The 14,459-nt window shown below is 65.1% G+C and carries 12 protein-coding genes; 9 read left to right on the top strand and 3 right to left on the bottom strand.

The annotated features are described in order from the left end of the window. Window positions 1-174: 174 nt before the first annotated feature. Complete coding sequence (locus tag W930_RS0107610; RefSeq protein WP_023874598.1) at window positions 175-2,517, bottom strand: Tex family protein; 2,343 nt, start codon at window positions 2,515-2,517, stop codon at window positions 175-177. 141 nt (window positions 2,518-2,658) lie between these two features. On the opposite strand from W930_RS0107610, the gene W930_RS26565 reads away from it, so the two are divergent. The 3 genes from W930_RS26565 to W930_RS0107595 all read left to right on the top strand — a co-directional run bounded on the left by W930_RS26565 (window position 2,659) and on the right by W930_RS0107595 (window position 6,228). Next, a complete protein-coding gene (locus W930_RS26565; protein WP_141571859.1) occupies window positions 2,659-3,516 on the top strand; it encodes a hypothetical protein in 858 nt (285 codons plus the stop codon). Window positions 3,517-3,676: 160 nt separating this feature from the next. Then, window positions 3,677-3,880 (top strand): YdcH family protein, encoded by a 204-nt coding sequence (locus W930_RS0107600; RefSeq protein WP_023595663.1) that lies wholly within the window; start codon window positions 3,677-3,679, stop codon window positions 3,878-3,880. Between the two features lie 119 nt (window positions 3,881-3,999). Continuing rightward, window positions 4,000-6,228, top strand: a complete 2,229-nt coding sequence (locus tag W930_RS0107595; protein WP_023874596.1) for an ATP-dependent DNA helicase — start codon at window positions 4,000-4,002, stop codon at window positions 6,226-6,228. A gap of 82 nt (window positions 6,229-6,310) precedes the next feature. Here the strand turns inward: W930_RS0107595 and W930_RS0107590 are convergent, their stop codons facing one another. Next, complete coding sequence (locus W930_RS0107590) at window positions 6,311-7,135, bottom strand: outer membrane protein assembly factor BamD (RefSeq protein ID WP_023874595.1); 825 nt, start codon at window positions 7,133-7,135, stop codon at window positions 6,311-6,313. A gap of 21 nt (window positions 7,136-7,156) precedes the next feature. On the opposite strand from W930_RS0107590, the gene W930_RS0107585 reads away from it, so the two are divergent. Together W930_RS0107585 and pgeF are read left to right on the top strand one after the other, a co-directional pair. Continuing rightward, window positions 7,157-8,317, top strand: coding sequence for an RluA family pseudouridine synthase (locus W930_RS0107585; RefSeq protein WP_024788466.1), 1,161 nt, complete (start codon window positions 7,157-7,159; stop codon window positions 8,315-8,317). Next, window positions 8,298-9,131, top strand: coding sequence for a peptidoglycan editing factor PgeF (pgeF, locus tag W930_RS0107580; protein ID WP_023874593.1), 834 nt, complete (start codon window positions 8,298-8,300; stop codon window positions 9,129-9,131). The genes W930_RS0107585 and pgeF overlap by 20 nt, the downstream gene beginning before the upstream one ends. Here the strand turns inward: pgeF and W930_RS30595 are convergent. Then, entirely contained in the window at window positions 9,124-9,399 is a 276-nt protein-coding gene (locus W930_RS30595; protein WP_023595668.1) for a hypothetical protein, read from the bottom strand. The two genes, pgeF and W930_RS30595, sit on opposite strands and share 8 nt — an antisense overlap. A gap of 195 nt (window positions 9,400-9,594) precedes the next feature. Between W930_RS30595 and phaC the strand changes: the two genes are divergently transcribed. The 4 genes from phaC to phaR all read left to right on the top strand — a co-directional run bounded on the left by phaC (window position 9,595) and on the right by phaR (window position 14,434). Next, complete coding sequence (gene phaC / locus W930_RS0107570) at window positions 9,595-11,442, top strand: class I poly(R)-hydroxyalkanoic acid synthase (RefSeq protein ID WP_023874592.1); 1,848 nt, start codon at window positions 9,595-9,597, stop codon at window positions 11,440-11,442. A 102-nt stretch (window positions 11,443-11,544) separates the two neighbouring features. Further along, a complete protein-coding gene (locus W930_RS0107565) occupies window positions 11,545-12,726 on the top strand; it encodes an acetyl-CoA C-acetyltransferase (RefSeq protein WP_023595670.1) in 1,182 nt (393 codons plus the stop codon). A 214-nt stretch (window positions 12,727-12,940) separates the two neighbouring features. Then, entirely contained in the window at window positions 12,941-13,681 is a 741-nt protein-coding gene (locus W930_RS0107560) for a 3-ketoacyl-ACP reductase (protein WP_023595671.1), read from the top strand. A 162-nt stretch (window positions 13,682-13,843) separates the two neighbouring features. After that, window positions 13,844-14,434 (top strand): polyhydroxyalkanoate synthesis repressor PhaR, encoded by a 591-nt coding sequence (phaR, locus tag W930_RS0107555; RefSeq protein WP_023595672.1) that lies wholly within the window; start codon window positions 13,844-13,846, stop codon window positions 14,432-14,434. The last annotated feature ends 25 nt before the right edge of the window (window positions 14,435-14,459 follow it).

Genomic DNA, 14,459 nt, shown 5'->3' with positions numbered 1-14,459 from the left:
CGCGCAGTATCGAAAGCTGCCGGTGGAGCGAGGGCTCCGCCGGCTTTTTATTTCCGCCTTCGGTCCGGGGGCGAGGCATCGACAAAAAAAAAACCGCCGTCGCGAGACGGCGGTTTTCGTGCTTGCTCCGCGGTGCGGCGATTCGACTGCCGCGCGGCGTGCTTGTCACACGGCTCAGCGCTTGAGCTTGGCGAAAGCGGCTGCCATGGCGCTGACCGTTTCCGGTTCGCGCTGACGCGCGCCACCACCGCTGCGATGGCCGCTGCCACCATTGCCGCCGCGTGCACCGCCGCCGTTGCCCGGGCGATCGCCCGCGCCGGCCACCGGGAGGTCGTCGTTGAGCCGCATGGTGAGCGAGATGCGCTGACGGCGCGGGTCGACTTCGAGCACCTTCACTTTCACGATGTCGCCGGCCTTGACGACCTCGTGCGGGTCCTTGATGAACTTCGTCGACATGGCCGACACGTGCACCAGACCATCCTGATGCACGCCGATGTCGATGAACGCGCCGAAGGCCGCCACGTTCGTGACCACGCCCTCGAGCTGCATGCCGGGCTTCAGGTCGGTCAGTTTCTCGACGCCTTCCTGGAACGTGGCCGTCTTGAATTCGGGGCGCGGGTCGCGACCCGGTTTCTCGAGTTCGGTCAGGATGTCCTTGACGGTCGGCAGGCCGAAGCGTTCATCAACGAATTCGTTGGCCGAGACGCTGCGCACCACCGAGCCATTGCCCATCACTTCGCCGATGGACTTCTTGATCCTGGCGAGGATACGTTCGACGACCGGGTACGCCTCCGGGTGCACCGACGAGCGATCGAGCGGATTGTCGCCGCCGTTCACGCGCAGGAAGCCCGCGGCCTGCTCGAACGTCTTGTCGCCCAGGCGCGGCACCTTCTTGAGCGCCTCCCGGTTCGGGAAGGGGCCGTTGCTGTCGCGGAAGTCGACGATATTCTTGGCGAGCGTGCTGTTCAGGCCCGACACGCGCGCGAGCAACGGTGCCGATGCCGTGTTCACGTCCACGCCCACGGCGTTCACGCAGTCCTCCACCACGGCATCGAGCATACGGGCCAGCTCACGCTGGTTCACGTCGTGCTGGTACTGGCCAACGCCGATGGCCTTCGGCTCGATCTTCACGAGCTCGGCCAGCGGGTCTTGCAGGCGACGGGCGATCGACACGGCACCACGCAGCGACACGTCGAGTTCCGGGAATTCCTTGGCGGCGAATTCGGATGCGGAATAGACCGAAGCACCGGCTTCCGAGACCACGATCTTCTGCAGCCTGAGCTCGGGGTGGCGCTTGATCAGTTCCAGCGCCAGCTTGTCGGTCTCGCGCGACGCCGTGCCGTTGCCGATGCTGACGAGTTCGGCGCCGGTGGCGGCGGCGATCTTGGACAGGCGGGCAAGCGAGCCGTCCCAATCGCGGCGCGGCTCATGCGGGTAGATGGTGTCGGTGCCGAGCAGCTTGCCGGTTGCGTCGACCACGGCGACCTTCACACCGGTGCGCAGGCCCGGGTCAAGGCCAATCACGCCCTTCTGGCCGGCCGGCGCGGCGAGCAGCAGCGCCTTGAGGTTGCGCGCGAACACGCGAATGGCCTCGCTCTCGGCGCTCTCGCGCATTTGCGTGAGCAGTTCCGATTCGAGGTGCGGCTGCACCTTCACGCGCCAGCACCAGCGGCACACGTCGGCAAGCCACTTGTCGGCGGCGCGGTTCTGTTGGCGAATGCCGAAGTGGCCGGCGATCACGCCCTCGCACGGGTGCGGGACCTGCGCATCGAGTTCTTCGCCCAGGCCCAGCTTGACCATCAGGATGCCGAGATTTCGTCCACGGAACAGCGCGAGCGCACGGTGCGACGGCACCGCGGCGATCGGCTCGGCGTAGTCGTAGTAATCGCGGAATTTCTCGCCTTCCTCGCTTTCCTTGCCTTCGACGACCTTGGAGGACACGACGCCCTGATTCCACAGATAGTCGCGCAGTTTGCCGAGCAGCTCGGCCGTCTCGCCGAACTGTTCCGAGAGGATGTCGCGGGCGCCGTCGAGGGCGGCCTTGACGTCCGCCACACCCTTTTCGGCGTCGACGAATTTGGCGGCCTCGGCTTGCGGATCGAGCGTCGGGTCGGCGAGCAGGGCCTGCGCGAGCGGGTCGAGGCCGGCTTCGCGGGCGATCTGCGCCCGGGTGCGGCGCTTCGGCTTGTAGGGCAGATAGAGATCTTCGAGCGTCTGCTTCGTGTCGGCCGCCTCGATGGCGGTGCGCAGTTCGTCGGTCAGCTTGCCTTGCTCGTCGATGCTCGCGAGGATCGACGCACGGCGCTCCTCGAGCTCGCGCAGATAAAGCAGGCGCTCTTCGAGCGTGCGCAGCTGCGTGTCGTCGAGGTTGCCGGTCACTTCCTTGCGGTAGCGCGCAATGAAGGGCACGGTGGCGCCTTCGTCCAGCAGTTGCACGGCGGCGGCGACCTGACGCGGCTGCACGCTGAGTTCGTCGGCGATGCGTTGAACGATCTGAAGGGCTACGTTTTGCGTCATGAGTGTTGCGATTTACCCAAGTGCCAGGAGCGGGGCATTTTGCCATAAACCGCGGGCGCGTCCGGGCCGGCAATGCTAAAATTTGGCATCACTCTGCTCAACCTCATGATTTCTTTCGCAAAATTGTTTCCGCGCCTGACTTTGCATCGTGAACGCCGCGCCTCGCGCGTCGTTGCCGCAGTGTTCGGCCTCGCGGCGGTTGCGGCCGCCGTGCCCGGCGCGTCGTTCGCGCAAGGCCTTTCGGCCACCGAGGCGGCGGGGCGCACTTCGTCGCAGATCCGCGTGCCGCAGGTGCCGTTCGATGCAACAGCCGACCGCGTGCCGGCATCTGCCAGTCAGGCCGCTGCGGCCCGGATCGAAGACGATAAGCCGGTCGCCTACGACGATCAACTCGACCTGCATCCCGCCGACGACGATTTTGCCGGCCGGCGCGCCTTGCTCGATCGCCAGCGCGCCTGGATCGATTACCGGTTCGAAGAGGCGAAGTACGAATGCGCGTCGAAGTTCTTCGTGAACTACTGCATCGACAATGCGCGCGACGAACAACGTGAGGCGCTGCGTGCGCTGCGCAGCCAGCGTCTGGTGCTCGAAGACCAGGAGCGCAAGGCGCGCGCCGAGGAGCGCGACGCCCGTCTGGCCGAAAAGCGCGCACAAACGCAGGCCGAAGCGCCGCAACGCGCAGCCGAGCGCGCGAAGAACGTCCAGGATTATCAGACGAAGCAAGCGGAATATCAGCAGCGCGTGACCGAGCGAACGGGGCAGGCACCGCAGCGTGCGGCAAACGCCGAGCAGTACAATGCCAAGCAGGCCGAGCAACAGCAGAAGCTCGACGATGCCAAGGCGACGGCGGCGCAGAAGGCGGCCGAGCGCGAAGAGAACGTACGCAAGTACAACCTGAAGCAACAGGAAGCGATCGAGCGCCAGAAGAAGTCGGACGAGCGTCGCAAGGAGTCGCAATCGGGAAGTACGCCGGCACAGAAGGCGCTGCAAGGACAGTAACCTGTTGGCGCCGCGCTCGGGCGCCGTGCGCCGCACCCCGTAGCGCCGGGGTGGTGTGCGCAACGCCCTCGCGTCACTGCGTTACCGCCGACCGGCCTTCGGGGCATGACGTCACTGGCCATGACGGGAAACATTCGAGAGTTGCAGGAGAGTTGCCACGATGCAGCACGATCTTCACTCCATTGGACGCCGCATCATCGAGTTGCAGATCGAACACCGCGATCTGGACTACCTGATCGACAAATTGCTGACGGAGCCCGCGTACGATGAACTTCAGGTCACCCGGCTCAAGAAGCGGCGCCTGAAGATCAAGGACACGATCACGCTGCTGCAAGTGCAGCAGATGCCGGACCAACCCGCGTAAGCGGGGCGTCTGCGCGGCGTTCGAGGCGACTGCCTCGACGTTCGCGCCATTTTTTTCCATTGCCGGCGTCGCGAATCCCGCTGTAGCGATTCGCGGCGCCTTTGAGTTTCTGAGCCGTTTTGACCGATTCCGCCGCACCCAGCGATTCCCCTGACGCTTCCCTGAGCCCCGACGCACCCACTTTCCATGGACTCAAGCCGCTCGCCGCCAAGCGCGAGCGCGAGTTGCAGGAGATCTTCGGCGAGGGCGGGATGCTTGCGCGCGCGATCGACGGCTACCGCTCGCGTGAACCGCAGACTGAAATGGCGCGCGCCGTGGCGGCCGCCATGGACACGCACGACACGCTGATCGCCGAGGCCGGAACGGGCACGGGCAAGACCTACGCCTATCTCGTGCCCGCCATGTTGTGGGGCGGCAAGACCATCATTTCGACCGGGACCAAGCACCTGCAGGATCAGATCTTCGCGCGCGACATTCCGACCGTGCGCAAGGCGCTTGCCGTGCCGGTCACCGTGGCCATGCTCAAGGGCCGCGCGAACTACCTCTGCCACTATTATCTGGAGCGTGCTCAGCAGGAAGGCCGCTTCGCGTCGCGGCACGAAGCGGCGCAGTTGCGCGAGATCACCACGTTCGCGCAGATCACGCACAGCGGCGACAAGGCCGAACTGGCGTCGGTGCCCGAGAATTCGCCGATTTGGGCGCAGGTCACGTCGACACGCGATAACTGCCTTGGCCAGGAATGTCCGCGCTACAAGGACTGCTTCGTGATGCAGGCGCGCAAGGAGGCGCAGCAGGCGGACATCGTCGTGGTGAACCATCACCTGTTCTTCGCCGATGTGATGCTGCGCGACACGGGGATGGCCGAGTTGCTGCCAAGCGCGAACACGGTGATCTTCGACGAAGCCCATCAGTTGCCCGAAACCGCGACGCTCTTCTTCGGTGAAACGGTTTCGACGGGACAGTTGCTGGAACTGGCGCGCGACTGCGTGGCCGAGGGCCTGATCCATGCGCGCGACGCAGCCGACTGGGTCAGGCTCGGCGCCAGTCTCGAGCGTGCCGCGCGCGACGTGCGCCTGACGTTCGGGCAGGACAATGTGCGCATGTCGGTGGCGCAACTTGCGGACGATCACGAACTGTTCGGTGCGCTCGATGCGGTGGATCTCGCCCTGCAGGACATGATCGAGACGCTTCAGCACCAGGCCGAACGGGCCGAAGCGCTGGGGGCATGCGCGCGCCGCGCCGTGGAACTACATCAGCAGCTCGAGCGATGGCAGATGGGGGTGACGCCACCCACGCCAGGCGAGACGCCGTTGCCGCTGCTGGATCCCGAGGCGCCGCGCGTGACCGACGGCAAACGCGAGAAGGCCGCCAGGGCGCGCGAGGCGGAGGCGGCCCGCGTGGCCGCCGAAGCGAAGGCCGCGCAGCAAGCCGAGGCGGGGCAAGGCGAGGGCAGCGAGCCGAAGACGTATACGCCCCCGGAGACCGTCCGGTGGATCGAAGTGTTTTCGCAGGCGGTGCAACTGCATCAGACGCCGCTATCGATTGCCCCCATTTTCGCCAAGCAGCGCGCAGGCGCGCCGAGGGCGTGGATCTTCACGTCGGCGACGTTGTCGGTGAAGGGCAATTTCATGCACTATGCGGCGCAACTGGGGCTCGATGCGGGCAAGTCGCTCACGCTCGCCAGTCCGTTCGACTATCCGAACCAGAGCCTGCTGTATGTGCCTCGTGGCTTGCCGCAGCCGTCCGCGCCGGGCTTTACCGACGCCGTGCTCGACGCCGCCTTGCCAGTGCTCGAGGTGAGCGGCGGGCGCGCGTTCGTTCTGTGCACGACGTTGCGCGCCGTGAATCGTGCGGCGGAGCGCCTGCGCGATGAATTCGAGCGGCGCGGCTGGACGTATCCGTTGCTCGTGCAGGGCGAGGCGAGCCGAACCGAGTTGCTCGACCGTTTCCGCGCGCTCGGCAACGCGGTGCTCATCGGCAGCCAAAGCTTCTGGGAAGGGGTGGACGTGCGCGGTGAGGCGTTGTCGCTGGTCATCATCGACAAGCTGCCCTTCGCGCCACCCGACGATCCCGTGTTGGCTGCGCGTCTGGACGCGCTGACGAAGAAGGGACTCAGTCCGTTCGCCGTTCATCAATTGCCGCAGGCCGTGATTACGCTCAAGCAGGGGGCGGGGCGACTGATCCGCTCCGAGGGGGATCGCGGGGTGTTGATGATCTGTGACCCGCGTCTTGTCGACAAGCCTTACGGGCGCCGTATCTGGCAAAGTCTGCCGCCGTTCAAGCGGACCCGGGAACTGCCCATCGTGCGCGGCTTTTTCGACGAGATCGCCGCCAGCGCGAACGGTTGAGTCGTCGCGGGAGAGCATAAAAAAAGCCAGACCCGCGGGTCTGGCTTTTTCGTGGGCGCTGTGTCGGCGCTCGCTTTTCCGGTCAGCGCCAGATCTGCCACCAGGATTTCTTGTCACCGCTCGTATCGGTGCGATGGCCGACCGTCAGGTAACCGCTGTTCGGATAGGTCTTCTCCATCACACGGCGGGCGTCATCGCGCAGTTCGGTCATGCCGAGCTTGTCGTACGACTTGATCATGATGCCGAGCGCATCTTCCAGCGCCGGTGCCTTGTCATATTCCTTGAGCGCGCTCTGCGCCCGGTTCACGGCGGCAAGATAGGCGCCGCGACGATAGTAGTACTCGGCGGCGTGAACCTCATGGGCCGCCATTGCATTGACGGCGTAGCGCATGCGCAGGGCCGCATCGTTCGCGTACTTGCTGGTCGGATAGTGCTCGACCAGATACTTGAAGCTGTCGTAGGCCGCACGCAGGGCCTTCGGGTCGCGCTCGCTCAGATCCTGGCCGGAGAAGCGGCCGAACAGACCCAGGTCGTCGTTGAAGTTGATCAGACCCTTGAGGTAATAGGCGTAATCGATCGAAGGGCTGTCCGGATGCAGCCGGATGAAGCGATCGACGGCGGCCAGCGCCTGTGCCGGCTCGTTGTCCTTGTAATAGGAGTAAGCCGTGTTGATTTGCGCTTGCTGGGCATGCGGGCCGAACGGGTCGCGGCCTTCGAGCAACTCGTAGTACTTCGCGGCCTTGGTGTAGTCGCCGCTATCGAAGCTGTCCTTGGCTTCCGAGTATAATTTGTTCGTCGACCAGCCGGCCGTTTCGTCGACTTTCTCCGGCAAAATGCCGCAGGCGGCCACGCCGCCGACCACGACTGCGGCCAGCATCAGTTGTTTGACAAGTTTCAGGGCTTGCATGCTCGTTGGCTTCACTTCTCGATGACCCGATCAATTCTGCCGGATTATAGCGTAACCGCCTCATTTGCCACGGAAATTGCGGAGGATTCGTCCGACGACGACCTCGATTCGCTTCCCGACGCTTTTCCGAGTGCCCCCCATGTCGCCCTTGCCGCGGGAGAATCCCCGGGGGCAGCCGCGCCCGACGGTGCCCCGGACTCCGCGCCGCTGCGCGCCATCCTGCCCGAATCGGTCGCGGGCGAGCGCCTCGACAAGGCGCTCGCGCAGTGCTTTCCCGAATATTCCCGAAGCCGCTTGCAGGCGTGGGTCGAGGACGGTCGCGTGACGCTCGACGGCGAGGCGGCGAAGGTACGCCAGAAGGTGGCGGGCGGCGAGGCCGTATGCATCACCCCCGCCGCGCTGCCGGAACAACTTGCGTTCGCGCCGGAACCGGTGCCGCTCGATGCGGTGTACGAAGACGCGACGCTCGCGGTCTTCAACAAGCCTCCGGGGCTGGTCGTGCATCCGGCCGCGGGCAATTGGTCCGGCACGCTGCTCAACGGCTTGCTGCATCGCTACGGCCAGGCGGCGGCAGACCTGCCGCGCGCGGGGATCGTGCATCGACTGGACAAGGAAACCTCGGGCCTGATGGTCGTGGCGCGCACGCTGGTGGCGCAGACCGATCTGGTGCGGCAATTGCAGGCGCGCACGGTCAAGCGACACTATGCCGCGCTGGTATGGGGGCGCGCGCCGCAACGCACCCTCGTGGACGCGCCCATCGGGCGCGACCCTCGCGAGCGTACCCGCATGGCTGTCGTGCACGGTCAGGGCGGCAAACCGGCGCGCACCCGCGTCGTCACCGTCGCCAGTACGGAATGGGACGGCTCCCCGGTGTCGCTCGTGCTCTGTTCGCTGGACACGGGGCGAACGCACCAGATACGCGTGCATCTCTCGCACCTCGGGCATTCGCTGCTGGGCGACCCGCTATACAAGCCTCGCCACAAGCGACCGACCCTGCCGGGTGGCTTCGCACGGCAGGCACTGCACGCCTGGCGGCTTGGACTGATGCACCCCGAAGACGGACGGCCCATGCATTGGCAGGCGCCTTTGCCTGACGACATGCGTGAACTCATGACCGCGCTCGGGCTCGAATTCGACTTCTCAACGCTCCCCGATTCGCTCGATGACTTCTTTCCTGCCTGAGTTCCTGCCGGAGCAAGACCCGATGCCCGCGGACTGGATCGTGCCCGACTGGCCGGCCCCCGCCAATGTCCGCGCCGTGTTCACCACTCGCGCGGGCGGGGTGAGCCAAGGCCCGCAAGCCACGTTCAACCTGGGTTACAAGGCAGACGACGATCCCGATGCCGTGCGCATCAACCGCGAATTGCTGGCTGCCCGCACGGGTGTGCCGTCGGCGTTTGTGGCGCAGGTCCACGGTCCGCGCGTGGTCGACGCCGGCACAGCACTCGATGCCCTGAATGCCGGTGAGCCGTTGCAGGCCGACGCCAGTGCGACGAGCGCCGTCGGTCTGGCCAGTATCGTGATGGTGGCCGATTGCCTGCCCGTGTTGCTGTGCGATGCCCGGGGGCGCGCTGTCGCCGCCGCCCATGCGGGCTGGCGTGGACTTTGCGCCGGGGTGATCGAGCAGACGGTGCGGGCACTCCGCGCTCGGCTGCCGCAAGACGACGCGGACGCGCCCGTCATTGCGTGGCTCGGGCCGTGCATCGGCCCGACAGCGTTCGAAGTCGGTCCCGAGGTGCGCGAGGCGTTCCTTGCCGCGGCCACGCCGCAAGAGCACGATGCCACTCGGGCCGCCTTCGTCGCGCACGGCGCCCCGGACGTTGGCAAGTCTATGGCGGATCTTTGCGCGCTGGCGCGTCTGCGACTCGCGCGCGAAGGCGTCACAAGCGTGTCGGGCGGCAAATGGTGCACCGTCGCTGAACCGTCTCGCTTCTACTCCTATCGCCGTGACCGCACGACCGGTCGCATGGCCGCGCTCGTCTGGCGTACTAATTGAGATCGCGCTCCGGCGAAGTGCCCGCTGCGGGGCTGGCCCCGGGCGAGGCGGCGCCGGCATCGGACGCGGACGGCGTGAGTGCAACACCGCCTGCGTCAGAGCGTCGCATCGCGCGGGAGCGCCGGATGCGGCTTCCCGCGATGTAAAGCCAGAGGGCGACGGGCGCCACGCCGCCGCCGAGGAAGATCATGACCCCCAGCCATGCGGACGGCGCGGTGATGGCGACCATCGCAATGACATAAAGCCAACCGAGAATGACGATAAACATCGGGGCAAACGCGCATTCAAAAAAAGGTGCTGCAACGCGACAATGCGCTCAGGACGTACGCCGCAAGCCATTGACACGCCTGCGCGCGCACGCAAGAATGCTTCACAGGCGGGGCGCATCGCTGTAAAAGCGAAGCACGCCGCCGCGTTTCGGGCGCCGGCCCGTGAACGCAACGGACGTGACACTCAGGCTATCATGAATCGCGCCAGTGCCAACTTCGATCCGGCTTCGTTTGCCGCCTCGTTTGCCCAGCAGTTTCCCTCCGCTTCGCTCTCCGCTCAGGACATGTCGCAGTGGTTCAAGGCCGCCCAACAAATGTTCGGGGCATTGCCGGGGGCTGCCGGCCCGTCGTCCGCTGCCGCCAATGGGGCTGCCAGCGCCGCGAATCCGTTCGCGGGACTTTTCGAACTTTTCAAGGCGGGCACTCTGCCGCATCCGGCACCGATGCGTGTCGACCCGGCGCGACTGAACGCGCTTCAGTCCGAATATGCCCGTGAATTTTCCGAACTTGTCGCCAGCTTCAACCAGCCGGGGCTCGACACGGCGCCCACGTTGGGCGACCGTCGATTTGCCGGCGAAGGCTGGCGGAATCCCTTCTATGCACTGCCGGCGGCGCTTTATCTGCTCAACGGCCGCTTCCTGATGCGCATGGCCGAGTTGATCGACGCCGACGCCAAGACGCGCGAGCGGATTCGCTTCGCCGTCGAGCAATGGGTGGCGGCGAGTTCCCCGGCCAATTTCATCGCCACCAATCCGGATGCGCAGCAGCGCCTCGTGCAGACGCACGGCGACAGTCTGCTCGCAGGCGTGCAGAACATGCTCGTCGACATGGGCAAGGGCAAGGTCTCGCAGACCGACGAGGCAGCCTTCGAGGTCGGTCGCAACGTGGCGACGACCGAGGGCGCGGTGGTTTTCGAGAACGACCTGATCCAGTTGATTCAGTACAAGCCGCTCACGCCGACCGTGCATCAACGGCCGTTGCTGGTCGTGCCGCCCTGCATCAACAAGTACTACATCCTCGATCTGCAACCCGAGAACTCGCTGGTCCGCTACGCGGTGGAGCAAGGGCATACGGTGTTCGTGGTGTCGTGGCGCAACCCCGACATGTCGCTCGCGCACAAGACGTGGGACGACTACGTGGGCGAAGGGCCGATTGCCGCGATCGACGTGGTGCGCGAGATCAGTGGACAGTCGCGCATCAATGCGCTGGGTTTCTGCGTCGGCGGCACGCTGCTGGCCGCGGCGCTGGCGGTGTTCGCGGCAAAGGGACACAAGGGCCCGAAATCGCCGGTCGCGAGCGTGACCCTGCTCACGACATTGCTGGACTTTTCCGATACCGGCGTTCTCGACGTCTTCGTGGACGAGCCGCACGTTCAGTTTCGCGAGCAGACGATCGGCGGCGGGCTCGGTCAGCCTCCGGGACTCATGCGTGGCGTGGAGCTGGCCAATACATTCTCGTTCCTGCGTCCGAACGATCTCGTGTGGAATTACGTGGTCGACAGCTACCTGAAGGGCAACGCGCCCCAGCCGTTCGACCTGCTTTACTGGAACGGCGATGGCACCAATCTGCCGGGGCCGATGTTCTGCTGGTATCTGCGCCATCTCTACTTGCAGAACGAATTGAAGCAGCCTGGCATGGTGCAAACGTGCGGCGTAGCGGTGGATCTCGGGGCCATCGACGCCCCGGCATATGTCTTCGGTTCGCGCGAGGACCACATCGTGCCGTGGACGTCGGCCTTCCGCTCGCTGCCGTTGCTCGGCGGTGAACGTCGCTTTGTGCTCGGGGCGTCGGGCCACATTGCCGGCGTGGTCAATCCTCCGGCGAAAAAGAAGCGCAGCTACTGGCGCAACGACGACACGGGCGTGGACGCCGGCGACTGGCTCGCGGGCGCGACGGAACACCCGGGAAGCTGGTGGACCGATTGGAGCGAGTGGCTCGCGGGCTACGCCGGCAAACGCATCAAGGCGCCAAAGGCGTATGGTAATGTTGCTTATACCCCCATCGAACCGGCGCCCGGCCGCTATGTGAAGGCCAAGGCCTGAGTGTGGCGGCGATCGGCAAGTGCCGCGAGACGCCGAAGCGCGTCCACGGACACCGAGCGGGCACCCCCCCGGTTCGAACCATTTGAAAACGAGGAAAGAGACATGTCGGATATCGTGATTGTGTCGGCTGCGCGCACTGCGGTCGGTAAGTTTGGCGGTTCGCTTGCCAAGGTGGCGGCGCCGGATCTGGGGGCTATCGTGATCGATGAGGTCCTCAAGCGTGCGAAGCTCAAGGGTGAAGACGTCAGCGAAGTCATCATGGGGCAGGTGCTCACGGCCGGCTCGGGCCAGAATGTGGCGCGTCAGGCTTCGATCAAGGCCGGGCTGCCCGCCATGGTGCCGGCCATGACCATCAACAAGGTGTGCGGCTCGGGCCTGAAGGCCGTGATGCTGGCCGCCAACGCGATCAGCGCCGGGGACGCCGACATCGTCGTGGCCGGCGGCCAGGAAAACATGAGTGCCGCGCCGCACGTGCTCCCGGGCTCGCGCGACGGCTTCCGCATGGGCGACGCCAAGCTGATCGATACGATGATCGTCGACGGCCTGTGGGACGTCTACAACCAGTACCACATGGGCATCACTGCCGAAAACGTCGCCAAGGAATACGGCATCACGCGCGAGATGCAGGACGCCTTTGCGGCCGCATCGCAAAACAAGGCGGAAGCGGCGCAGAAAGCAGGCCGCTTCGACGACGAGATCGTGCCGGTCTCGATTCCGCAGCGCAAGGGCGACCCGCTGGTGTTCAAGACCGACGAATTCGTGCGTCACGGCGTGACCGCCGAAGCGCTGGCCGGTCTGAAGCCGGCGTTCGCGAAGGACGGCACGGTCACCGCCGCCAATGCGTCGGGCATCAACGACGGTGCCGCCGCCGTGGTGGTGATGTCGGCCAAGCGCGCCGAGCAGCTTGGCCTCACGCCGCTTGCGCGCATCGTCGCGTATGCCAACGCCGGCGTGGATCCGAAGGTGATGGGGATCGGCCCGGTGCCGGCCTCGCAGCGCTGCCTGTCGCGTGCCGGCTGGAAGGCGAGCGATCTGGATCTGATGGAAATCAACGAAGCGTTCGCGGCGCAGGCGTTGGCCGTGAACCAGCAAATGGGCTGGGACACGTCCAAGATCAACGTGAACGGTGGCGCGATCGCCATCGGTCACCCGATTGGCGCGTCGGGCTGCCGTATTCTGGTGACGTTGTTGCATGAAATGGCACGTCGCGACGCGCGTCGCGGTCTGGCATCGCTGTGCATCGGCGGCGGCATGGGCGTGGCGCTGGCGGTCGAGCGCGTCTGAGACATCGAGGGCGCCAGGCGCTGAAGCGCAGGGCGCGACTCGCGCGGTCCACCAAAAAACACTGAACCGTCAGGGTCGTGCGCGTGCAACGCGCACCGGCGATGGCGGGTCATCAGGAGACGAAAGGCATGCGCGGGAACGCGCGGCCTGCGCGTCGGTCAATTGGCAGTCGCAACAGGCGGCAGATTTGCCGTTATTTAGGGGGAAGCGTTCCATGACTCAACGCATTGCATATGTGACAGGCGGGATGGGCGGTATTGGTACGTCCATTTGCCAGCGGCTGTACAAGGATGGCTTCAAGGTCGTGGCGGGCTGCGGTCCGAATTCGCCGCGTCGCGTGAAGTGGCTCGAAGATCAGAAGGCGTTGGGTTTCGATTTCGTCGCATCCGAAGGGAATGTCGGCGATTGGGATTCCACGAAGGCGGCGTTCGACAAGGTGAAGGCCGAGGTCGGCGAAGTCGACGTACTGGTGAACAACGCCGGGATCACGCGCGATGTGGTGTTTCGCAAGATGACGCGTGAAGACTGGGACGCGGTCATCGACACCAACCTCACGAGCCTGTTCAACGTGACCAAGCAGGTGATCGAGGGAATGTGCGAGCGCGGCTGGGGCCGCATCATCAATATTTCGTCGGTCAACGGGCAGAAGGGCCAGTTCGGTCAGACGAACTACTCGACGGCCAAGGCTGGCATTCACGGTTTCACGATGGCGCTGGCGCAGGAGGTGGCGACCAAGGGCGTGACGGTCAATACCGTGTCGCCGGGCTATATCGGCACGGACATGGTGCGCTCGATCCGCCAGGACGTGCTCGACAAGATCGTGGCGACGATTCCGGTCAAGCGTCTGGGCGAACCGGGCGAGATCGGGTCCATCGTGGCATGGCTGGCGTCGGACGACTCGGGCTTCTCCACCGGTGCGGACTTCTCGCTCAACGGCGGTCTGCACATGGGGTAAGCGGTAACGGGGCGATGGCCCGTGCGGGCCGAGAGCAGGTGCCGCGCTCCGTTGCGGGTTAGGGCTTTGCCGCATAGCAGCAAACGTCCTAGAATCGATAATATGTGACTAACCCCGACCGCCGGTCGGGGAAGTCCTTCATAAAAGCAGGAAACCCACCGCATGGCCGCGAGCAAGAAGACTGACGAACGCCTGATCAAAAAGTATCCGAACCGGCGTCTGTACGATACCCAAACCAGTACGTACATCACCCTTGCCGATGTGAAGCAATTGGTGCTCGAGACCGAGGAGTTCAAGGTCGTCGACGCCAAGACGGGCGAGGACCTGACCCGCAGCATTCTGCTGCAGATCATTCTGGAAGAGGAGACCGGCGGTGTGCCGATGTTCTCGAGCGCGATGCTCGCCCAGATCATCCGCTTCTACGGCCATGCGCTGCAGGGGATGATGGGGACTTACCTCGAGAAGAATATCCAGACGTTCATCGAAATTCAGAACAAGCTGGCCGATCAGTCGAAGGGCATCTATGAGGGCGCAGCCTTCAACCCGGACGTCTGGGCGCAATTCATGAACATGCAGGCGCCGATGATGCAGGGCATGATGACCAACTACATCGAGCAGTCGAAGAACCTGTTCGTGCAGATGCAGGAGCAGATGCAGAGCCAGGCCAAGAACATGTTCAGCACGTTCCCGTTCCCGGGCGCGCCGGGCGCCCCCGGCGGCATGCCGGGCAAGGATCCGAACAAGAAGCCCTGAGCGGTCCGCGCCGAGATAACGGGTG

It is taken from the genome of Pandoraea sp. E26, assembly GCF_000681415.1.
Classification (GTDB): domain Bacteria; phylum Pseudomonadota; class Gammaproteobacteria; order Burkholderiales; family Burkholderiaceae; genus Pandoraea; species Pandoraea pnomenusa.
This window is presented reverse-complemented; position numbering and strand designations above follow the sequence as displayed.